20 protein-coding genes and 1 pseudogene are annotated in these 20,095 nt (G+C 67.6%); 10 read left to right on the top strand and 11 right to left on the bottom strand.

Annotated elements, in window-relative coordinates; translation table 11 throughout:
• Position 1: 1 nt before the first annotated feature.
• Together AADZ78_RS10935 and AADZ78_RS10930 are read right to left on the bottom strand one after the other, a co-directional pair.
• On the bottom strand, positions 2–1,279 hold the full coding sequence (locus tag AADZ78_RS10935) for a bifunctional 3,4-dihydroxy-2-butanone-4-phosphate synthase/GTP cyclohydrolase II (RefSeq protein ID WP_204803246.1): 1,278 nt from the start codon (positions 1,277–1,279) through the stop codon (positions 2–4).
• A 61-nt stretch (positions 1,280–1,340) separates the two neighbouring features.
• Positions 1,341–1,961 (bottom strand): riboflavin synthase, encoded by a 621-nt coding sequence (locus AADZ78_RS10930; RefSeq protein ID WP_085250294.1) that lies wholly within the window; start codon positions 1,959–1,961, stop codon positions 1,341–1,343.
• 84 nt (positions 1,962–2,045) lie between these two features.
• Between AADZ78_RS10930 and AADZ78_RS10925 the strand changes: the two genes are divergently transcribed.
• Both AADZ78_RS10925 and AADZ78_RS10920 read left to right on the top strand, forming a co-directional pair.
• Positions 2,046–2,747 carry an LppX_LprAFG lipoprotein gene (locus AADZ78_RS10925; RefSeq protein ID WP_085250304.1) on the top strand — a complete coding sequence of 234 codons (702 nt, stop codon included), beginning with the start codon at positions 2,046–2,048 and terminating at the stop codon, positions 2,745–2,747.
• A gap of 5 nt (positions 2,748–2,752) precedes the next feature.
• Positions 2,753–4,318, top strand: a complete 1,566-nt coding sequence (locus AADZ78_RS10920) for an MFS transporter (RefSeq protein ID WP_139828677.1) — start codon at positions 2,753–2,755, stop codon at positions 4,316–4,318.
• Here AADZ78_RS10920 and ribD read toward each other — a convergent pair.
• The 4 genes from ribD to fmt are packed head-to-tail and all read right to left on the bottom strand — an operon-like array spanning position 4,299 to position 8,326.
• On the bottom strand, positions 4,299–5,330 hold the full coding sequence (gene ribD / locus AADZ78_RS10915; RefSeq protein ID WP_085250296.1) for a bifunctional diaminohydroxyphosphoribosylaminopyrimidine deaminase/5-amino-6-(5-phosphoribosylamino)uracil reductase RibD: 1,032 nt from the start codon (positions 5,328–5,330) through the stop codon (positions 4,299–4,301). The genes AADZ78_RS10920 and ribD overlap by 20 nt on opposite strands.
• Positions 5,327–6,025, bottom strand: coding sequence for a ribulose-phosphate 3-epimerase (gene rpe, locus AADZ78_RS10910; RefSeq protein WP_139828675.1), 699 nt, complete (start codon positions 6,023–6,025; stop codon positions 5,327–5,329). Before rpe ends, ribD begins: the two co-directional genes overlap by 4 nt.
• 1 nt (position 6,026) lies before the next feature.
• Positions 6,027–7,397, bottom strand: coding sequence for an RsmB/NOP family class I SAM-dependent RNA methyltransferase (locus AADZ78_RS10905; protein ID WP_085250297.1), 1,371 nt, complete (start codon positions 7,395–7,397; stop codon positions 6,027–6,029).
• Positions 7,394–8,326: a methionyl-tRNA formyltransferase gene (fmt, locus tag AADZ78_RS10900; RefSeq protein ID WP_085250306.1), complete on the bottom strand. Its 933-nt coding sequence runs from the start codon at positions 8,324–8,326 to the stop codon at positions 7,394–7,396. Before fmt ends, AADZ78_RS10905 begins: the two co-directional genes overlap by 4 nt.
• A 186-nt stretch (positions 8,327–8,512) precedes the next feature.
• On the opposite strand from fmt, the gene AADZ78_RS10895 reads away from it, so the two are divergent.
• The gene (locus AADZ78_RS10895; protein WP_085250298.1) at positions 8,513–9,337 is read left to right on the top strand and encodes a class I SAM-dependent methyltransferase; all 825 of its coding nucleotides are present in this window, start codon (positions 8,513–8,515) and stop codon (positions 9,335–9,337) included.
• Positions 9,338–9,343: 6 nt separating this feature from the next.
• Here AADZ78_RS10895 and AADZ78_RS10890 read toward each other — a convergent pair whose 3' ends face one another.
• Positions 9,344–9,829 carry a MarR family transcriptional regulator gene (locus AADZ78_RS10890; protein WP_085250299.1) on the bottom strand — a complete coding sequence of 162 codons (486 nt, stop codon included), beginning with the start codon at positions 9,827–9,829 and terminating at the stop codon, positions 9,344–9,346.
• A gap of 171 nt (positions 9,830–10,000) precedes the next feature.
• Here AADZ78_RS10890 and AADZ78_RS10885 point away from each other — a divergent pair, with 171 nt between their 5' ends.
• Positions 10,001–10,834: a class I SAM-dependent methyltransferase gene (locus AADZ78_RS10885; protein WP_085250300.1), complete on the top strand. Its 834-nt coding sequence runs from the start codon at positions 10,001–10,003 to the stop codon at positions 10,832–10,834.
• Positions 10,835–11,115: 281 nt separating this feature from the next.
• Here the strand turns inward: AADZ78_RS10885 and AADZ78_RS10880 are convergent, their stop codons facing one another.
• Complete coding sequence (locus tag AADZ78_RS10880) at positions 11,116–13,059, bottom strand: primosomal protein N' (protein WP_085250307.1); 1,944 nt, start codon at positions 13,057–13,059, stop codon at positions 11,116–11,118.
• Between the two features lie 237 nt (positions 13,060–13,296).
• The gene (locus tag AADZ78_RS10875; RefSeq protein WP_085250301.1) at positions 13,297–14,007 is read right to left on the bottom strand and encodes a lysoplasmalogenase; all 711 of its coding nucleotides are present in this window, start codon (positions 14,005–14,007) and stop codon (positions 13,297–13,299) included.
• On the opposite strand from AADZ78_RS10875, the gene AADZ78_RS10870 reads away from it, so the two are divergent.
• From AADZ78_RS10870 to AADZ78_RS10845, 6 genes and pseudogenes are all read left to right on the top strand, one after another.
• Positions 14,006–14,971, top strand: a complete 966-nt coding sequence (locus AADZ78_RS10870; protein WP_085250302.1) for an alpha/beta hydrolase — start codon at positions 14,006–14,008, stop codon at positions 14,969–14,971. The two genes, AADZ78_RS10875 and AADZ78_RS10870, sit on opposite strands and share 2 nt — an antisense overlap.
• Before the next feature lie 26 nt (positions 14,972–14,997).
• Positions 14,998–15,966: an alpha/beta hydrolase gene (locus AADZ78_RS10865; protein WP_085250303.1), complete on the top strand. Its 969-nt coding sequence runs from the start codon at positions 14,998–15,000 to the stop codon at positions 15,964–15,966.
• 158 nt (positions 15,967–16,124) lie between these two features.
• Positions 16,125–16,326, top strand: a pseudogene (locus AADZ78_RS29015) (PE family protein); the annotation flags it as partial.
• Between the two features lie 255 nt (positions 16,327–16,581).
• Positions 16,582–18,324: a PE family protein gene (locus tag AADZ78_RS10855; protein WP_204807669.1), complete on the top strand. Its 1,743-nt coding sequence runs from the start codon at positions 16,582–16,584 to the stop codon at positions 18,322–18,324.
• A 74-nt stretch (positions 18,325–18,398) separates the two neighbouring features.
• Positions 18,399–18,656 (top strand): CopG family transcriptional regulator, encoded by a 258-nt coding sequence (locus tag AADZ78_RS10850; protein WP_085252737.1) that lies wholly within the window; start codon positions 18,399–18,401, stop codon positions 18,654–18,656.
• Positions 18,653–19,057, top strand: a complete 405-nt coding sequence (locus tag AADZ78_RS10845; protein WP_085252742.1) for a type II toxin-antitoxin system VapC family toxin — start codon at positions 18,653–18,655, stop codon at positions 19,055–19,057. Before AADZ78_RS10850 ends, AADZ78_RS10845 begins: the two co-directional genes overlap by 4 nt.
• On the opposite strand, the gene hepT is transcribed toward AADZ78_RS10845, so the two are convergent.
• Positions 19,054–19,491: a type VII toxin-antitoxin system HepT family RNase toxin gene (gene hepT / locus AADZ78_RS10840; RefSeq protein ID WP_085252738.1), complete on the bottom strand. Its 438-nt coding sequence runs from the start codon at positions 19,489–19,491 to the stop codon at positions 19,054–19,056. The genes AADZ78_RS10845 and hepT overlap by 4 nt on opposite strands.
• Complete coding sequence (locus AADZ78_RS10835) at positions 19,481–19,861, bottom strand: nucleotidyltransferase domain-containing protein (RefSeq protein ID WP_085252743.1); 381 nt, start codon at positions 19,859–19,861, stop codon at positions 19,481–19,483. The genes hepT and AADZ78_RS10835 overlap by 11 nt, the downstream gene beginning before the upstream one ends.
• Positions 19,862–20,095 lie beyond the last annotated feature (234 nt).

Below are 20,095 nucleotides of genomic sequence, written 5' to 3'. Positions count from 1 at the left end.
CTCACAAAGCACCACCGAGTTCACCCGGCAGCGCCACCGAGTCGTGGAACTCGTCCAGGCCCGTCAGGTCATGGCCCATCCGGTCACGTTTGGTCATCAGATAACGAATGTTGTCGGCGTTGGCCCGCACCGGCAGCGGAACCCGCTCAATGATGTGCAAGCCATACCCGTCCAGCCCCACCCGCTTGGCCGGGTTATTGGTCAACAGCCGCATCGAACGCACCCCCAAATCAACCAGGATCTGGGCACCGATCCCGTAATCACGGGCATCGGCGGGCAACCCGAGCTTGAGGTTGGCATCAACGGTGTCATCTCCGGCGTCCTGCAGCTGATAGGCCTGCAACTTATGCAACAACCCAATCCCGCGGCCCTCATGACCCCGCATATACAGCACCACCCCGCGGCCCTCGCGGGCCACCATCGCCAACGCCGCATCCAACTGCGGCCCACAATCGCAACGCCGCGACCCGAACACATCACCGGTCAAACACTCCGAATGCACCCGCACCAACACGTCATCGCCGTCGCCGTGCGGCCCAGCGATCTCCCCACGCACCAGCGCCACATGCTCGACGTCCTCGTAAATGCTGGCATAGCCGATCGCACGAAACTGCCCATGCCGCGTCGGGATGCGCGCCTCGGCGACCCGCACGACATGCTTTTCGTGCTTGCGCCGCCACGAAATCAAATCGGCGATGGTGATCAACGCCAGACCATGCTCATCGGCAAAGACCCGCAACTCATCGGTCTGGGCCATCGAACCCTCATCTTTTTGACTGACGATCTCACAGATCGCCCCCGCCGGCTGCAGCCCGGCCATCCGCGCCAAATCCACCGCCGCCTCGGTATGACCCGGCCGGCGCAACACCCCACCATCCTTGGCCCGCAACGGAACCACATGACCCGGCCGGCTGAAATCATCGGCCACACTGGCCGGATCGGCCAACAACCGCATCGTGGTAGCCCGATCCGAAGCCGAAATCCCAGTCCCCACACCATTTCTAGCGTCCACGGTCACCGTATAAGCGGTGCCGTGCTTGTCCTGATTGACCGCATACATCGGCAACAAACCCAGCCGGTCACACACCGCGCCATCCAACGGCACACACAAATACCCCGACGTATAGCGGACCATGAACGCCACCAACTCCGGTGTCGCCTTCTCCGCGGCGAAAATCAGATCACCCTCGTTTTCGCGGTCCTCGTCATCGACGACGACGACGGCTTTGCCGGCCGCTATGTCAGCAACCGCCCGCTCGACGGAGTCAAACCTCGTCATCGTGCCACCTTGCTGTGAGACAGGCTAACTGCACCCAGTATGAACCACCCTGGCGCGGCGATTATTGCGACGACGCTTCTCGGGAGGCTTGCATGAGCCGTTCAACATATTTGGCAATCACGTCGACCTCGAGGTTGACCTGCGTTCCCACCGGAGCAGCACCCAACGTCGTAAGTTCCCGGGTCGTCGGGATCAGCGACACCTCGAACCAGTCCCGAGGCTCGGCACCCAGCCCCGAAACGGTCAGCGAAATCCCGTCGATCGTGATCGACCCCTTCTCGACGACGTAACGAGCGACCGTGGTGGGCATCTCGAACCGCACCACCTCCCAATGCTCGGAGGGTGTGCGGGCCACGATTTCACCGGTGCCGTCCACATGCCCCTGCACGATGTGCCCACCAAGGCGGCTATTGACAGCAGCCGCGCGTTCCAGGTTCACCCTGCTGCCAGGCCGAAGTTCACCCAAATTGGAGCGATTCAGCGTCTCGGCCATCACATCGGCGCTGAATTGGCCGTCGGGCAACACGTCGACGACGGTCAGGCATACGCCGTTAACCGCAATCGAATCGCCGTGACCCGCATCGGAGGTAACGGTGGGACCGCGGATGATCAGGCGCGCGGCATCGGTGAGGGCTTCGCGGCCGGTCACCTCTCCGAGTTCCTCGACAATTCCGGTGAACATCGCACCAGGTTAATGGCTATTACCGCGGACCCGCACCCCGGTCGTTCACCGGTCGCGTCATAGGCACCCTCTACGATGCAGGATATGCAAACCCGCCGCCGCCACTTGCCGTTGCTCGCCGCCATGAGCGTTGCAACCGTTCTAGTTGCCAGCTGCTCATCGGAGTCGAAGCCAAGCGGTGGGCCGCTGCCCGACGCGACGAATCTGGTTAAGCAGTCCACCGACGTCACCAAGAATGTCAAGAGCGCCCACATCGTGTTGACGGTGAACGGCACCATACCGGGACTTTCCATGAAGACGCTCAGTGGCGATCTCACAACCAACCCCACCGCCGCGAAGGGGAACGTCAAGTTCACCCTCGGTGGGGCTGACGTCGACGCCGACTTCGTGGTAGTCGACGGCACCCTGTACGCCACCCTCACCCCTAACAAGTGGAGCGATTTCGGTAGGGCGGCCGATATTTACGACCCCTCGCAGATCCTGAGCCCGGACAACGGCCTAGCCAACGTGCTCGCGAACTTCACCGACGCCAAGGCCGAGGGGCGCGACACCATCAATGGGCAGACCACCGTCCGGATCAGCGGCAAGGTGACGGCACAGGCGGTCAATCAGATTGCCCCGCCGTTTGCTGCGACGGAGCCGGTACCGGCCACCGTCTGGATTCAAGAGGCCGGCGATCACCAACTGGCGCAGGCCAAGATGGAGCGCGGTACCGGCAATTCGGTCCAAATGACCCTGTCGAACTGGGGTGAGCAGGTCCAGGTCACGAAGCCTCAGGTGAGCTGATGAGCATGCGGGCAGGACGCCGAGTCGCAATCAGCGCGGGCAGCCTCGCGGTACTGCTGGGCGCCCTCGACACGTATGTCGTGGTCACCATCATGCGCGACATCATGAACAGCGTCGGTATCCCGGTGAACCAGCTGCAGCGGATCACCTGGATCGTGACGATGTACCTGCTGGGGTATATCGCCGCGATGCCACTGCTGGGCCGGGCTTCCGACCGGTTCGGCCGTAAGCTGATGCTTCAGGTCAGCCTGGCCGGATTCATCGTGGGCTCAGTGGTGACGGCCCTGGCCGGCCATTTCGGCGATTTCCATATGCTCATCGCCGGCCGAACCATCCAGGGCGTCGCCAGCGGTGCACTACTGCCGATCACGCTGGCGCTGGGCGCCGATTTGTGGGCACAGCGCAACCGCGCCGGCGTGCTGGGCGGTATCGGCGCGGCGCAGGAGCTCGGCAGCGTGCTGGGCCCGCTGTACGGCATCTTCATCGTCTGGTTGTTGCACGATTGGCGTGACGTCTTCTGGATCAACGTCCCACTGACGCTGATCGCCATGGCGATGATCCAGTTCAGCCTGCCCTCGCACGACCGCAGCGCCGAGCCGGAAAGAGTCGACATCGTCGGTGGTTTGCTGCTTGCCCTCGCGTTGGGCCTTGCGGTCATCGGCCTGTACAACCCAAACCCGGACGGCAAACAAGTGCTGCCGAGCTATGGGTTGCCCCTGGTAATCGGGGCGGTTGTGGTCGCCCTGGCGTTCTTCGTATGGGAGCGCTTCTCGCGCACCCGGCTGATCGAACCTGCCGGCGTGCACTTCCGGCCGTTTCTGGCGGCTCTTGGCTCGTCCGTCTGCGCCGGCGCGGCGCTGATGGTGACGCTGGTGAACGTCGAGCTATTCGGCCAGGGTGTGCTCGGAAAAGACCAGGTCCAAGCCGCCGGAATGCTGCTGTGGTTCCTCATCGCATTGCCGATCGGGGCGGTGACGGGCGGCTGGATTGCCACCCGAGTGGGTGACCGCGCGGTGACCTTCGTCGGCCTGCTCATCGCCGCCGGAGGTTATTGGCTGATCTCACAATGGCGGCAAGACCTGGCGACCGACCAGCACAGCATCTTCGGATTGTTCACCCTCCCGGCGATGCACACCGACCTGCTGGTCGCCGGTCTGGGGCTGGGACTGGTGATCGGGCCACTGTCGTCGGCGACGCTAAGGGTCGTCCCCGCGGCGCAGCACGGCATCGCCTCGGCGTCGGTGGTGGTGGCACGGATGACCGGCATGTTGATCGGTGTCGCCGCCCTGAGCGCCTGGGGTTTGTACCGGTTCAACCAGATCCTGGCAGGGTTGTCGGCGCAGATTCCGCCCGACGCCACCCTGTTTGAGCGCGCGGCCGCGATCGGCGCCCAATATCAGAAGGCGTTCGCGCTGATGTATGGCGGGATCTTCGGGGTCACCGTGGCGATCTGCGTGGTGGGCGCGCTGCTCGGGCTATTGCTCAGTGGCCGAAAGGAACACGCCGAGGAACCGGAAGTCCCCGCCGAAGAGGCCGTCGCGCCCCGAGCGGCTAGCGCGCCACCAGGCTGAGCAGCAGATCCGGACCGACCTGTTCGACGCCGTCGAACTGCCAACGCAACGCGTGCGCCACGTTGGACACCCCCACATCGTCGACCGCGCTGATGGGGCCGCCCAGCAGAATCGGCGCGACATAGGCCAGGATCCGGTTGATCGCGCCCGCCCGCAAGAAGGCCCCGGCGAGGGTGGGGCCACCTTCCAACAGGACATCGGTGCGGTCCGACAGCGCCTTGAGCACCTCGACCGGCTCGCGGGTACGGATCAGCATGGTGCGCGAATCGTCGTTGAGAACCTTCGATTCCGGCGGTATGTCACGCATGCCCACCACCACGCGCAGCGGTTGCTGTGGCGCCAGCGACCCGTCGGGCAAGCGGGCGGTCAAGGTCGGGTCGTCGGCCAGAACGGTGCCGGTTCCGACGACGATCGCGTCGGCCACGGCGCGCCGGCGATGCAGGTGCAGACGAGAGGCCTCGCTGGAGATCCACTGGCTGGAGCCGTCGGCGGCGGCGCTGCGCCCGTCGACGCTAGTGGCGTATTTCCACGTGACGTGCGGCAGCCCGGTTCGCTGCTTGTGCAGCCACTCGCGCAGCGGTCCGGCCGCCACCGCGTCCGCCAGCACGCCCGAGCGCACCTGCAGCCCCGCCGCCGACAGCCGGCCCGCGCCGCCGCCCGCGATGGCGTTTGGGTCGCTCACGGCGTAAATCACGGTTCCGACCCTGGCCTCGATTAGGGCGTTCACGCACGGGGGGGTCTTGCCGAAGTGGTTGCACGGTTCGAGGGTGACCACCGCGATTCCGCCGGCGGCCAAACCGCCCGCTCGGCGCAGCGCAATGACTTCGGCGTGATCGCCGCCGGCCGGCTGGGTGGCGCCGACACCGACGACCCGGCCCTCTTGGTCCACGATGACGGCCCCGACCGGCGGGTTCGGATATGTGGTGCCCTTGACTTGGTAGGCGTGCTCGATAGCGAGGCGCATAGCCTCTTCGATGCTCTTGACCGTCTGGGGTCCCTGGGGCTCGTTCATGAGCGCAGATGAGGTGACACGGCACAGGCCTGTCGCCGCAATGCCTCTACCGCGGCGGCCGGGTCGGCTGCGCCGTAAACCGCCGATCCGGCGACAAAACAGTCGACGCCGGCCTCGGCGGCCTGCTCGATGGTGTCCTCGTTGATCCCGCCGTCGATCTCGACCAGGATGGTCAGCTCCCCCGCATCGACCATCTTGCGCACCGTGCGTACCTTGCTGAGAACTTCGGGAATGAAGTCTTGGCCACCAAAACCCGGCTCCACCGACATGACGAGCAGGGTGTCGAAGTGCGGCAGGATTTCCAGGTACGGGTCCAGTGGAGTGCCCGGCTTCACGCTGATCCCGGCTTTGGCACCCGCAGCGCGAATATCGCGGGCCACCGCGACTGGCTTGTCGGTGGCCTCGGCGTGGAAAGTGACGTTGTAGGCGCCCGCTTCGGCATACGGCGGCGCCCACCGGTCCGGGTTGTCGATCATCAGATGGCAATCCATCGGGATCCGGGTGGCAGCCAGCAGACTCTCCACCACCGGCAGGCCGATCGTCAGATTCGGCACGAAATGGCCGTCCATCACGTCGACATGCAACCAGTCGGCACCCTTCACCGCCGCGGCTTCGTCGGCGAGCCGGGCGAAATCGGCGGCCAATATCGACGGCGCTATCAGCGGTCCCCCCGTGCTGCGAGACATGAGCGACACACTACTGGCGGCGCAGCGCGGCGGCGAACATGGCGTCGGTGCCGTGCCGGTGCGGCCAGAGTTGCACATAGGGACCGTCGCCAAGACCGTCGGCGACCGGCTCGAACAGCGGCCGGGCATCCAGCACGGCTACCGGGTGCCGGCGCAGCGCGTCGGCGACCACCCCGACGGTTTCGGCGAGGTGTGGCGAGCAGGTCGCATACAGCACTACCCCACCCGGCCGGGTCAGGGCGATCGCGGCAGCCAGCAGCTCGCGTTGCAGCTTGGCCAGCGCCGGTACATCGGCTGGCTGACGCCGCCAGCGTGCCTCCGGCCTACGGCGCAATGCGCCCAGCCCGGTGCAGGGCGCGTCGACCAGCACCCGGTCAAACCCCGGGTCGAGAGCGCTGCGCCGCCCGTCAACCCGCAGCACCTCCACGTCCAGCCCGCGGGTGTTATCCACGACCAGGTCCGCGCGGTGCGCCGACGGCTCGACCGCGGTCACCCGGGCTCCGGAGCCGGCTGCCAGGGCGGCCAGCAGCGCGGTCTTGCCGCCGGGACCGGCGCACAGGTCCAGCCACAGCCCGGTGTCGCCGTCGACCGGCGCCAGCGTCAGCGCCCGGGCCACCAACTGGCTGCCCTCGTCCTGAACCAGGGCACGGCCCTCGCGCACCGGCGTCAGCTGTCCGGGGTCGCCGCCCGACAGGTACACCGCATACGGCGAATACCGACCGACGGTGCCGTCCACCGTTTGGGCCAGCTCCGCCGCGGTGAGCTCACCGGGGCGGGCCACCAGATGGACCTGCGGCCGTTCGTCGTCGCTGGCCAGTAACGCATCCAGCTCCCCGGCCGCCGCGCCCAGCGCGTCGGCGAAGGCCTGGGCGATCCAGCGTGGGTGGGCGTGCACGAAAGCGGCATGCCCAATCGGATCGCTCGACGGGTCGGGAGCCAGCTCGTCCAACCAGGACCGCTCGTCTCGCGCGGCGATCTTCCGCAGTACGGCGTTGACGAAACCCGCTCGCGCCGAGTCGAATTCGATTCCAGCTTGTTCGACGGTGGTAGATACGGCGGCGTGCGCGTCGACCCGGGTGCGCAGCAGCTGATAGGTGCCGAGGCGGAGCAGGTCGAGCAGGGCTGGATTGATGGCCTGCGGCGGACGAGCGGCGGCGGCACCGATGACCGCATCCAGGAGGCCTCGGGTCCGGCAGCTGCCGTAGGCTACCTCGGTGGCAAAGGCAGCGTCGCGACCGGTAATCCCACGCTCGCGCAGCAGCGCGGGCAGCACCAGGTTCGCGTACGCGTCGCGCTCGCTCACCGCCCGCAGCGTGTCGAACGCCGCACGACGTGCCGGGTCGAGCCGCTTGCGGCGCGGCCGTTGTGGTGTCGGGGTCATGAGGCGCGCGCGGCGGGGTCGAGCCGGGCGCCACGGGCCCAGTCGACGGCATTCATAAGTTTCTTTCCGGGAGGCTGAATCTGGCCCAACCGCACCGGATCCGAGCCGGTTCCGATCCACACGCTCTTACGCTCAACGTGAATTCTTCCGGGCGGCAAGGGTTCTGGCGATTCGGGATCGAGCTGGACCGGTCCGATCTTGACCCGTAAGTCACCGATCAGTGTCCAGGCGCCCGGGTTGGGCGTGACCGCTCGAATTCGCCGGTCAACAACCGGGGCCGGTAGATCCCACTTAATCCGGGCCTGCTCCACGGTGACTTTGGGCGCCAGGCTAACGCCGTCGGCCGCCTGCGGTCGCGGCCTGAGCGTCCCGTCCGCGATGCCGTCCAGCGTGGTCGACAGCAGCGCCGCCCCCGAAAGCGCAAGTCGTTCAAGCAGATCGCCCGCGGTATCGGATGGCTTAATCGTCTCGGTGACGACACCATAAACCGGTCCGGAGTCCAGGCTGGGCTCGATCTGAAACGTTGTCGCTCCGGTGATCGTGTCACCCGCTGCAATCGCGGCCTGCACCGGCGCCGCGCCGCGCCAGGCCGGCAGCAACGAGAAGTGCAGATTGACCCAGCCGTGTGTGGGCACCGCCAGCAGCGAGCCGCCGAGCAGCGCTCCGTAGGCCACCACTGCGCAGCACTCGGGTGCCAGCTCCGACAGTTCGGCAACGAATTGCTCGGAGTTCGGCCGGGGCGGTCGCAGCAGCGGAATACGGCGATCGAGCGCCTCGCGGGCCACCGGTGACGGCTGCGGCTTGCCCCGTCGACCGGAAGCCGCGTCGGGACGGGTCAGGACCGCGACCACGTCGTGACGAGGCGAGTCGATGAGGCGACGCAGCGCGGGTAGCGCGGGAGCGGGCGTGCCGGCGAAAACGAGGCGCACGGGCACAAGTCTAGGAAGCCGCGCCTCACCAACATGAACTGTGGCACGGACCACAACCCCGGCCTGCCCAAATATAAGCGCTGTACACTATTGCTGATGCATACTGTATGCAGTGGGCACGCTTAGTAAGCCGACGACGTCGTCGAAGTACACCGCCACTTCCCCTCTACTTGGCAGGAGATCCCGATGACCATCGACACACCCGTCCGTGAGGACAAGACGCTCGCAGCTACCCACGCCGCGATGTGGGCCCTGGGCGACTACGCCTTGATGGCAGAAGAGGTAATGGCGCCGCTCGGTCCAATCCTGGTCGCCGCAGCAGGCATTGGGCCGGGCCTTCGGGTTCTCGACGTCGCCGCCGGCTCCGGCAACATTTCGCTTCCTGCCGCCAAGACCGGCGCCACCGTCGTTTCGACCGACCTCACGCCGGAGCTGTTGGAGCGGTCCAAGGCCAGGGCCGCAGAGCAGGGGTTGACGCTTACGTACCAGGAAGCCAATGCCCAAGCCCTGCCGTTTGGCGACGGCGAATTCGATATCACGATGTCGGCGATTGGCATCATGTTCGCGCCGGACCACCAGTGTGCCGCCAACGAGCTGGTCCGGGTTTGCCGGCCGGGCGGGACGATCGGCGTGATCAGCTGGACCCCGGAAGGGTACTTCGGCCGGATGCTGGCCGCCCTCCGCCCCTATCGGCCGAGCATGTCGGCGGCGTTGCCCCCGTCGGCGCTGTGGGGGCGTGAGGCCTACGTCACCGGGCTGCTCGGCGATGGCGTCACCGCTGTGACCACTGAGCGCGCACCGCTGGAGGTCACGCGTTTCGCCACCGCGCAGGCGGTCCACGACTACTTCAAGAACAACTACGGTCCGACGATCGAGGCCTACGCAAACATCGGCGACAACGCCGTGTTGGCCGCCGAACTCGACGCCCAACTGGTCGAACTCGCCGCGGAATACCTCACCGACGGCGTCATGGAATGGGAGTACTTGCTGGTCACCGCAGAAAAGCGGTGACCAGCGCTACACCTCGTCTAGATAGACGTGCGCGTCCGGCTCGCCGCCGGCGGCGGTAAACGCCTTGAGGGCACGCACCAGCCCGTGGCGTTCCGCCGTCGGCATCTGCTCCACTATCCGAGCGATCTCGGCGCGCCGGTTCGCGGTGACCTTTGCGACGACTTCTCGTCCACGCTTGGTCAGCGCCGCGAGCAGTTCGCGACGAGAAGTCGGGTGCGGCAGGCGGTCGATCATCCCCGCGCTGACCAGCCGGTCGACCATCCGGCCGGTCGCCGAGGGCTGGACACCGAGTAGCGTTGCCAGCGTTGCCAGGTTGATCGGACCCTGATTGGCCAAAATCACCAGGGTGCGGAACTGCGGAATAGTAATGGTTTCATCGACCAGCGCGATTGAATGAGCGGAGATCGCCACCAGCAACCGCGATGCTGTCAGCAATGAATCGGTGATCGCATCCAATGACTCGTCGGCTGCCGTTGCGTTTTCTGCTGGCATCGCGGGCCCCCTTCCCCGGTCTCCCGGGCCGTCAACTTCGTTGTCGCACTTCACGGGCGATAGCAGAGCAAGTGTAACAACCACAATCGTAGACATCGATTATTTCCGATGTATAGAATCGCCCACGGGCATGGTCGGGATTGGGCTCCACTTCATCGAGCAGGAGATCCAATGTCTACCGACGCAACGATCAGCGAGCGCCAGGCCCCCGCAGCAACGCCTCGCGCCATGTGGATACTGGGCGACTACACCACCTATGCCGAGGAGTTGTTGGCCCCACTTGGCCCAATCCTGGTGTCCGCCAGTGGTATTCGACCTGGCGATCGCGTGCTCGACGTGGCCGCCGGTACCGGCAACCTGGCGATCCCCGCCGCCGCGGGGGGCGCCCACGTCATTGCCAGTGACCTGACACCGGAGCTGTTACGCCGCGCCCAGGCGCGGGCGGCGGCGGCGGGCTTGGAGCTCGGCTGGCGGGAAGCCAACGCGGAAACCCTACCGTTTGGCGCCTGCGAATTCGACGCGGTGCTCTCGACTATCGGAGCGATGTTCGCCGCCCGTCATCAGCGCACCGCCGACGAGCTGGCACGAGTTTGCCGGCGAGGCGGGAAGATCAGCGTCCTAAGCTGGACGCCCGAGGGATTCATCGGCCAGTTGCTTTCTGCCGTCAGGCCTTATCGCCCGACCCTGCCCGTGGGAGCTCCCCAGGAGGTGTGGTGGGGAAACGAGGAGTACGTGACCGACCTGTTTCGCGACCACGTCACCGATGTTCGAATCCTGCGCGACTCGCTGAAAGTCGACCGGTTCAACGTTCCCGAAGAGTGCCGCGACTACATCAAGAACTACTACGGACCGGTGATCAACGCGTACCGCAATATCGCCGACGACGTCGAGCTCGTCGCAAAGCTCGACGGAGAACTCAGCGCACTGTGCAGCGAATACTTAGTCGACGGCGTAATGGAGTGGCAATACCTGATTTTCACCGCCCGCAAGCGGGGGGACCACTAGCCGGCCACTAGCTGATCCCTCCGTACTTTCCGGGCGGGCCCGAGGCGCCGTCGTTGCCCTCGCTGCCCAGGCTGCCGGAGGGTGTGCCGGCGCCGCCGCTGCCTGGGTTTCCGGCGGATCGTCCGCTACCGCCGACGGTGCCGGCCCCGTCGTAGTAGTAGCCGAAAAACTCCGCGCCTTGGCCACCGGTGCCGCGGTCTCCGCCGCGACCGCCGTCACCCCTGGTGCAGATCCGCCGCCGGGTCCGCCCGTGCCGCCGTTACCGCCGGACGATTCGTCGCCTAACCAATCTGCAGCGGATCGATCTGCACCCGCACCGGATCGTGTGTCTGGCGCGCGCTGAGCACCCCGACGCCGCGCCTCAGGCTCGCGGCTAACTCCAGGCCCTGCTCGCGGCGCACCCGCACCAACATCCTGGTGACCGGCGCGCCGGCGGCGGTGCCCGCCGGGCGCCGGACACCCGACGGCAGTTCTACCGGGCCTAGCAGTTCGGCGTCATCGGGCAACCGGGCCTGATCAAGCAGCGCCGTCACCGCCTCGGCTGTGCCGTCCAGCGCGGCCATGTGCACACTGGGCGGCAGGCCCACTTCGGTTCGGGCCACCAATTCGGCTTCGGCGTGTCCCACCGGATCCCACCGGATGAGCGATTGCACTGTCGGGATGGATGATTCGGCAACCACCGTCACCACGCCGCCGTCACCGCGAGAACGCACCAGCGCCGCCGCGGCCATCCAGCGCGACAGGGTGTCCTCGGCTGCGCGGAGATCTTGCCGACCCAGCAGCGCCCAGGTGTCGAGCAGCAGCGCGGCCCCGTAGCCGCCGGACGCGCGGGGTTCGGCGCCCGGGGTGGCCACCACCACGGCCGGCCGGGCTCCGACATCCGGCACGACGGTGTCGCCCGCCGAGGTGATCACCGCGGTACCCGGGAAGGCGCGCCCCAGCTCTTCGGCGGTGCGCCGGGCCCCCACGACTACCGCACGAACCGCATCCGAGCCGCAGCGTGCGCACCGAGGCGTCGGGTCCATCCGCCCGCACCAGCGGCACACGGTGCGCTGCCCGCGGTCTTGTAGCGACACCGGCCCGGTGCAGTGCCGGCAGCGGGCGATCGCGCGGCAGCGCCCGCAGGCCAGCGACGGCACATATCCGCGGCGCGGCACCTGGACCAGTACCGGCGCGCCGGCCTTCAGCGCCGAGCGGGCCGCCTGCAGCGCGACGGACGGCAGCCGCGCGGTGCGGGCGGCCGGGTCGCGCTCGTCGGCGTATCCGCTGTCGTCGAGGGCAACCACGCGGGGCGTGTGCGCGCGCACCACCTGCCGGGCCGCGACGATGTCGTGCGCCCAACCGGTGCGCACCAGCGCATGCGCCTCGGCGGTCCGGGAGTAGCCGCCGATCAGCGCCGCACACCGCGCCTGATGCGCGCGCAGCATCGCCACCTCCCGGGCGTGCGTATAGGGTGCTCGCGGCTCGGCGAGCGTGTCGTCACCGTCTCCCCAGACCATGACCAGCCCCAGGTCGTGCAGTGGCGCGAACACCGCGCTGCGGGTACCGATCACCAGCCGCGCGCGGCCCCGCAGGGCCGCCAGCCAGCGCCGGTAGCGTGCGGCCGGCCCCAGCCCGGCCGACAGCGCCACCACGTGCTGCTCGCCGATGCGGGCTACGGCGGCCTCTCCCAGCGCGTCCAGATCACGCTGATCGGGCACGATCGCCAGGGCGGTGCGCCCCGCCCGGACGGTCTGCGCCGCGGCCTCGGCGAATCGGTCGGCCCACCGCTCGCCCGGCAGGGCCTGCCAGACGGCCCGCGCGGCGCGTGCCTGCGCCAGGGCGGCCAGGAATCGTCCGCCGCGGCCGTAGACCTCCCAGCCCGACGGGTCAACCGGGGATACGACGGGCGTGCCCGGCGGGAGGGCGGTTTCCCGCTCCACTCTCGCGTGCCGCGCGGGCACCGCCAAGCGCAGGACGTCCGGCCGGGTCCCGGCGTAGCGCGCCGCCACCGCGTCGACCAGCCGTCGGATTTCGGTGGTGAGCACCGGTTCGCGCGACACGACGCGATCGAGCCAGCCCAGTTTGCCGTGATGGTCGGTGTCGTTGCGGCGTTCCAGCACAAACCCGTCGACTAGCCGACCGTGGAACCGCACCCGCACCCGCACCCCGGGCTGGGCATCGTCGGACTGCTCGGCGGATACCAGGTAGTCGAAGTCGCGATCCAGGTGCGGCACCGACAGCATCGGCAGCACGCGCGCTATCGGTTCGACCTCAATGGGCGTTCTGGCGGTACTGATTCGGGTCACAGCGATCCAATCAGCCGGCGATGACAACAAGCCCACGACCAGAACATGTTGCTACACAACATCTTTCTCGAACATGCAGCTAAGGCGTCGAGTACGCATCCAGGGCGACGACACGCCGGCGGTCGTCGCCCGGAACGCACAGTCAAAGCCCACCACGCCGCCAGCCGCCGACAATCAGCTCTCGGCAGGCTCTAGGCCCTCGCGACCGAAGAAGAATCCGGCCGTAATCAGGATCTCCGCCGCGGCATAAGACCACCAGATCGGTACCGCCAACACCTCGTTGCCCAGAATGAATCGACTGATTGCGATCATCGAATCCGACGCCGCGAAAGATACCGCGCCGACCGCGGTCCAAATTGTCGGCAGCCGCGCCAAGAGCGCGGTGCACACCATTGCGCAGATCGCGGTGATATAGACCGTCACGGGAATCGTGAGCTTCTCCAGGTGCGGCCACAACCAAACCAACATTGCCAACGACGCCAAGAGCATCGTGACGGCGGCGGCGATACGCGGGCGCGACGGAGCCACGTGCGGCAGCATTGCGCCTAGAAAACATAAGTGCGCCAACAGGAATGCGCCCAGACCGAAAACGAACGACTGGCTCCACCACGGGATCGCCAACAGCCAGTCACCGGCGGCCGAGAACAGTAGCGCGGGCATCAGCCAGCGACGCTCACGGACGATGGGGTGCGCAACCGCGGCGATCGTCAGTAGCAGAGCCATCGATGCCTTGAACGGCGGCTGCAGGAACCAGTGCCCGGTCAGCTCCGTTCCGGGGTGCGTCCGCATAGCGATCACGGTCAGGAAGACGCCGTAGGCGAGTGCTGCCCAACCGGCGGCCACCCAGAAGCCGGCGACTAGACGAGGTGCGTACGGTACCTGCATGCGTAGTTTGGACAACGCCGCCGCCGAGAAACCCGATGTCGACCCCATCCTGCTGAAGGTACTGGATGCGGTTCCGTTTCGGCTATCAACCGACGATGGAATCGACGCGGTGCGCCAGCGGTTACGGAACCTACCGCGCCGAGCGGTGCACCCCGAGCTGCGGGTCGAGGAGCGGGCAATCACCGGGCCGGCGGGCGCTCTGGACATCCGGATATATTGGCCGCCAAGCAGTTCCGATCGCACGGCCGTCGCACCCGTGCTGCTCTACTTCCACGGCGGCGGCTTTGTCATGGGCGATCTCGACACCCACGACGGCTCCTGCCGTCAGCATGCCGTCGGCGCGGACGCGGTGGTCGTGTCGGTGGACTACCGGCTGGCACCCGAACACCCCTACCCCGCTGCCATCGAAGACGCTTGGGCCGCAACGCTATGGGTGGCCGAGCACGGTCGGCAGATCGGAGCCGACAGCGCGCGGATGGCCGTCGCCGGCGATTCGGCCGGCGCTACCATTGCCGCGGTGATCGCGCAGCGAGCGCGCGACGAGAAAGCGCCACCGATCGCCTTCCAGCTGTTGTGGTATCCCTCCACGATGTGGGACGAATCGCTACCGTCGTTCACCGAGAACGCCACCGCGCTGATCCTTGATGCCAAGGCCATCGCCGCGTTCTCCCGTTGGTACGCAGGCGAAGTCGACTTATCCGACCCGCCGGCAGCGATGGCTCCGGGCCGCGCAGAGAACCTGGCCGACCTGCCACCTGCCTACATCGGCGTGGCGGGTCACGACCCGTTGCGCGACGACGGCATCCGGTACGGCGAGCTGTTGGCCGCCGCGGGTGTCCCCGTCGAGGTGCACAACGCCGAGACCATGGTGCACGGCTACGTCGGTTACGCCGGTGTGGTGCCCGCTGCCACGGCCGCGCTAGATCGCGGACTAGCCGCGTTGCGCGTTGCGCTGCACGGTTAGATCCGAGGTTTGCGTACCGTATGCCCATGACCGAGCCGACCGCTACCCGACCCGGCATCGATCCCATCCTGAAGATGCTGCTCGATACGTTTCCGCTGACCTTCACCGCGGCCGACGGCGTGGAGGTCGCCCGCGAGCGGCTCGCCGCGATGAAGGTACCTCCGGAATTGCTTGCGAAGCTGAGGATCGAGGATCGGACCGTTGGATATGGCGACTTGACCGACATTGCGGTGCGGATCTACTGGCCGCCAGTCCCGGCGGATCAGGGCCTGCCCATCGTGGTCTACTACCACGGCGGTGGCTGGTGCCTCGGCAGCCTCGATACTCACGACCACGTCGCCCGGGCGCACGCCGTCGGGGCGGACGCGATCGTGGTAGCCGTTGATTACCGGCTTGCTCCCGAGCATCCGTTCCCGGCCGGGATCGATGACAGCTGGGCGGCATTGCGCTGGATCGGCGAGCACGCCACCGAGCTGGGCGGTGATCCCAGCCGGATCGCCGTCGGCGGTGATTCCGCGGGCGGCAATATCGCCGCGGTCATGGCGCAGCTGGCCCGTGATAACAGCGGGCCCTCGCTGGCCTTCCAGCTGCTGTGGTACCCGTCGGTTACGGGCGACCTATCGCTGCCGTCCTTCACCGAAAACGCTAACGCACCGATCCTGGACCGCGATGTCATCGACGCGTTCCTGAGCTGGTATGTACCGAACGTCGATATCACTGACGACCACACCGCGCTCCCCGCCACCTTGTGCCCGGCTAACGCCATTGACCTGTCCGGCCTGCCGCCGGCCTTTATCGGTACCGCCGAACACGACCCGCTGCGCGATGACGGAGCCCGCTACGCCGAGCTGCTCAACGCCGCCGGGGTTCCGGTCGAGCTGAGCAACGAGCCGAACATGGTCCACGGCTACGTCAACTTCGCGCTGGTGGTGCCCGCCGCGGCAGAGTCGACTAACCGCGGGCTGATGGCTTTGAAGAAAGCGCTGCACTCTTAGCGCAAGCTCGCTCGACGGGATCGGCGGTCCGCGTCGCGACGGCGGTCATGGGCGAATTCTCTCATCACCGACAGAATCAGCGTGTCACGCGACACCCGCCGACGTAACGTTGCAGTTCGGCACCGCCGGGTGCCGGGACCGCCCTACACGCTGGGCCTGCGGGCGCGGCCGCCTATGTGGCCGCCGAGGCCCCCAACGTCGAGCACAGTCTGCTCGACGCGGTGAACGCCACCCTCCCAGGCATTGTTCGAGCGCCCGCTGATCGGCAACGGCGCAGACGGAACGGCGCCCGGGCAGGCCGGCGTGCCCGGCGGGATCCTGTATGGCAATGGCGGCAACGGCGCGGCCGGAGTGAACGCGACTGATCGATCCCGTCGGCATCGGGCGCACCGGCGGGTGACTGCGCGAGTAGCCGTCGCCGCCGATGCGCCGCGGTATTGATAAAGAAGTCGACATTAAAGTCAGCGCGCTTTGTCGAACAATTTTACAAGGTCAAGATCACCTATAACTTTTCTATAACATTTCGAATGATATCGCGTGTTTGACTTGCGCCTATCCCGCACCATCACAGCAATCCGCTCATTCCCAAATAACCAATGGATCACGGAGACGGCTATGTCGTTTTTGTTTACACAGCCGGAAATACTAGGCGCAGCGGCGACGGATCTGGCTGGCATCGGTTCGACGATCAGCGCGGCCAACGCCGCGTCCGCAACAGCCACCACGAGTGTGCTGGCGGCTGGTGCTGACGAGGTATCGGCGGCGGTTGCGGCGCTGTTCAGCACCCACGCCCAGACCTATCAGACACTGAGTGCCCAGGCGGCCGCGTTTCACCAGCAGTTCGTGCGGGCCCTCACGGACGCGGGAGCCGCATATGCCGGCGCCGAGGCCGCTAACGTCCAGCATCAGCTGCTGGACACGATCAACGCGCCGACCATGGCGCTGCTGGGCCGCCCGTTGATTGGCAACGGCGCCGACGGGGCGCCGGGAACCGGGCAGGCCGGCGGGGCCGGCGGGATCTTGTACGGCAACGGGGGCAACGGCGGCTCCGGCGCCCCCGGTCAAGCCGGTGGCGCCGGCGGGGCGGCCGGGCTGATCGGCAACGGCGGGGCCGGCGGGCTGGGTGGGACCGGCGGGGCCGGCGGGGTTGGCGGGGCCGGCGGATGGCTGTGGGGCAACGGCGGGAATGGCGGAATCGGCGGTGTTGGTGTGCCCGACGGCGGCACCGGTCCCGGCGGCACCGGCGGAAACGGAGGTGCCGGTGGTGCCGCCGGGCTGTGGGGCAGCGGCGGGGCCGGCGGCAACGGCGGACAAGGCGGGTTCGGCGGAGGCAAGACCGGCATCGGCGGGGCCGGCGGCACCGGCGGCGCCGGAGGCGGCGGCGGCTGGCTCCACGGCGACGCCGGCGCCGGCGGATTCGGCGGGCATGGCGGAAACGGCCTAAGCCGGGAGGGGGCCGGTGGGCAGGGCGGCACGGGCGGCGACGGCCGCGGATTGTGGGGCAACGGCGGAGCCGGCGGGACCGGCGGGCAAAGCGGGGGTGGGGGCGGCAAAGCCGTGCCGGATACCGGAGGCACGGGTGGTGCCGGCGGGGCGGCCGGGCTGATCGGCAACGGCGGCGCCGGTGGCGACGGTGGGCAAGGCGGAGCGGGCGGCATCGGCGGGGCCGGCGGGAACGCCTGGCTGATCGGCACCGGCGGCGCCGGTGGGGACGGCGGAGTGGGCGGACGCGCTTTCGGCACCAACTTCGCCGCGGGTGGCGCCGGCGGCACCGGCGGATGGCTCATCGGCAACGGCGGGGCCGGCGGCGACGGCGGGACCGCCACCGGCCTGCTCGGGGTCGGCGGCGACGGCGGGGCCGGCGGCTCCGCCGGGCTGATCGGCGACGGCGGCACCGGCGGGGCCGGCGGGCACAGCGCTGGGCTGGATGGCACCAACGGCGCGGTTGGCGGCGCGGGCGGGGCCGGCGGCGCCGGCGGACGGCTGTACGGGACCGGTGGGAGCGGCGGGGCCGGCGGCAACGGCGGCGACGGCCTCACCCAGTTCGGCACCGGCGGTGCCGGTGGAGGCGGCGGTCACGGCGGTGCTGCAGGGCTGATCGGCGATGCCGGGGCGGGCGGGACCGGTGGCAACGGCGGCACCGCCGGAGCGGACGGCACCGGCGGGACGGGCGGGACCGGCGGCAACGGCGCGGCCGCCCTCCTGCTCGGCAACGGCGGCAACGGCGGGGCCGGCGGAACCGGTGGAGCCGGCAACAATGGAACCCCCGGCACCGGCGGCGACGGCGGCGCCGGCGGCGCCGCCGGAACGCTGTTCGGCCAGCCGGGCCACCCCGGAACCGACGGCATCCCCGGCTGATATCACAGCCAAACCGCGACGTCGCACCCCTCGGCGCCCCTCCACCTCACCAATACTGGTGTATGATGTGGTGTATGAGGCGCACCAACATCTACCTTGACGAGGAGCAGACGGCGAGCCTCGACAGGTTGGCCGAGCAAGCAGGCGTGTCGCGGGCCGAACTCATCCGCCAACTTCTGAACCGCGCCCTTACCAGCGGTGCCGACGATCTCACGGCGGACCTCAACGCGATCAACGAGTCATTCGGTGTGCTTCACGACCTCGACCCGCCGGCACGCCGCCGCGGCGGCCGCGAAGAGCACCTTGCTCAAATGTGGCGCGCTACCTCATGATCTTGGTCGACTCAGATGTACTCATCGCGCATTTGCGGGGTGTCGCCGCGGCCCGCGACTGGCTTGTCGACGCTCGTAAGGACGGACCGCTGGCGATCAGCGTGGTGTCGATCGCCGAACTCATCGGCGGCATGCGGACCGTCGAGCGACGCGAAGTATGGCGCCTGCTGGCATCTTTTCGCGCGGAACCAGCGACCGAGATCATCGCACGCCGTGCCGGAGACTTGATGCGCCAATATCGCCGCAGCCACAACAGGATCGGACTGGGCGACTATCTCATTGCCGCTACCGCAGACGTCCAGGGCCTGCATCTCGCGACCCTCAACGTGCGGCATTTCCCCATGTTCGCGGGGTTACGAGCACCGTTTGCAATGGCTGCGCAACGACGGGAGAATGACTAAACCTGCTGGGGTCCCGGCGACTCAGTGTCAACGAATGCAGCCACCTGCTCAACGAATCGTTCGAGATCCTCGAGGTTGCCAAGTCTGCCGATGACGATGTCGTCGGAAACCTGGATGTACTCGTGCACAAGGACGTTTCGAAATCCCACGGCCTTGCGCATGGCGTCCGCGAGATCAGCGGTGAGAACCCCGTGAGCCCCGAGTAACTGCAGTGCGTCGCCGTTGTCAGACGGAGGTCCCCAGCCTCGCGTCGAGCAGATGTGCTGCCCGATATCGATGCAGGCCTCGATTGCCGTGATGAAGGTGTACTTGACGCCGCGCAACCAGATCGGGTCGGCCCGGCGCGCCTGGTCGGCCGCCGATTCGCGCCGCAGAACCGCTAAATCGTCGGCAATACCACGCAGCAGCCGGAGAATACGGGTTTCATCGACCACGGCGCACCGCGTCCGCAAACTCTCGATGGGCCCGGTTGATTCGTGGCAGTTCATCGAGGTAGATCTTGCGAGTCGTCGCCTCCCAAACGACGCGGGCCTGTCGATCCGTCTCGAAGAGGAGCGACCCGTGCAACGCAACCCGGCCGGCGATCTCGAGGGGAGCTTCATCCAGCACCAGCAGGTCGACGCCCGACGGCAGCAGAAGCTCGAATGCTTGCGGCGGCCGCACGCCGAAGTACGCGGCGATATCGATATCGGACGTTTGTCGTGCCGTACCCGTCGCTCGGCTGCCATGCAAATAAGCGAACACGGCGCCATGACGCTGCAGCATCTCGACGGCCTCGGCGGTCCGCGTCGCAACGTCGGTCATGTGCGGAATTCTCTCATCGTCGGCGGAATCGCCGTACAGTGCGACACCCGCGACGGGGCGACGCAGACGACCAGACAGGGACCCCTCGCCCCGAGAGCATTCGAACTCGTTGGGCGAATCGGCCGCGATGCAAGGAGATCGTTGTACGTACTGCCCATGGGTACGGCATTCGGCCTCGCCGAGTGCCGGGATCGCCATAACACTCCGCCCGCATTAGCAAACCGGTACTCGGAG

The sequence above is a fragment of the Mycobacterium riyadhense genome (genome assembly GCF_963853645.1).
Taxonomy (GTDB): domain Bacteria; phylum Actinomycetota; class Actinomycetes; order Mycobacteriales; family Mycobacteriaceae; genus Mycobacterium; species Mycobacterium riyadhense.
This window is presented reverse-complemented; position numbering and strand designations above follow the sequence as displayed.

What these genes read in the sequence shown, in the direction of transcription:
- AADZ78_RS10875 (WP_085250301.1), bottom strand. Translation starts at nt 14,007, where the DNA reads ATGCAGGTACCGTACGCACCTCGTCTAGTCGCCGGCTTCTGGGTGGCC.
- AADZ78_RS10865 (WP_085250303.1), top strand. Translation starts at nt 14,998, where the DNA reads ATGACCGAGCCGACCGCTACCCGACCCGGCATCGATCCCATCCTGAAG.
- AADZ78_RS10850 (WP_085252737.1), top strand. Translation starts at nt 18,399, where the DNA reads ATGAGGCGCACCAACATCTACCTTGACGAGGAGCAGACGGCGAGCCTC.
- AADZ78_RS10920 (WP_139828677.1), top strand. Translation starts at nt 2,753, where the DNA reads ATGCGGGCAGGACGCCGAGTCGCAATCAGCGCGGGCAGCCTCGCGGTA.
- AADZ78_RS10895 (WP_085250298.1), top strand. Translation starts at nt 8,513, where the DNA reads ATGACCATCGACACACCCGTCCGTGAGGACAAGACGCTCGCAGCTACC.
- AADZ78_RS10930 (WP_085250294.1), bottom strand. Translation starts at nt 1,961, where the DNA reads ATGTTCACCGGAATTGTCGAGGAACTCGGAGAGGTGACCGGCCGCGAA.
- AADZ78_RS10880 (WP_085250307.1), bottom strand. Translation starts at nt 13,059, where the DNA reads ATGCTGTCGGTGCCGCACCTGGATCGCGACTTCGACTACCTGGTATCC.
- AADZ78_RS10890 (WP_085250299.1), bottom strand. Translation starts at nt 9,829, where the DNA reads ATGCCAGCAGAAAACGCAACGGCAGCCGACGAGTCATTGGATGCGATC.
- AADZ78_RS10835 (WP_085252743.1), bottom strand. Translation starts at nt 19,861, where the DNA reads ATGACCGACGTTGCGACGCGGACCGCCGAGGCCGTCGAGATGCTGCAG.
- AADZ78_RS10855 (WP_204807669.1), top strand. Translation starts at nt 16,582, where the DNA reads ATGTCGTTTTTGTTTACACAGCCGGAAATACTAGGCGCAGCGGCGACG.
- AADZ78_RS10905 (WP_085250297.1), bottom strand. Translation starts at nt 7,397, where the DNA reads ATGACCCCGACACCACAACGGCCGCGCCGCAAGCGGCTCGACCCGGCA.
- AADZ78_RS10845 (WP_085252742.1), top strand. Translation starts at nt 18,653, where the DNA reads ATGATCTTGGTCGACTCAGATGTACTCATCGCGCATTTGCGGGGTGTC.
- ribD (WP_085250296.1), bottom strand. Translation starts at nt 5,330, where the DNA reads ATGAACGAGCCCCAGGGACCCCAGACGGTCAAGAGCATCGAAGAGGCT.
- AADZ78_RS10885 (WP_085250300.1), top strand. Translation starts at nt 10,001, where the DNA reads ATGTCTACCGACGCAACGATCAGCGAGCGCCAGGCCCCCGCAGCAACG.
- AADZ78_RS10935 (WP_204803246.1), bottom strand. Translation starts at nt 1,279, where the DNA reads ATGACGAGGTTTGACTCCGTCGAGCGGGCGGTTGCTGACATAGCGGCC.
- AADZ78_RS10870 (WP_085250302.1), top strand. Translation starts at nt 14,006, where the DNA reads ATGCGTAGTTTGGACAACGCCGCCGCCGAGAAACCCGATGTCGACCCC.
- AADZ78_RS10925 (WP_085250304.1), top strand. Translation starts at nt 2,046, where the DNA reads ATGCAAACCCGCCGCCGCCACTTGCCGTTGCTCGCCGCCATGAGCGTT.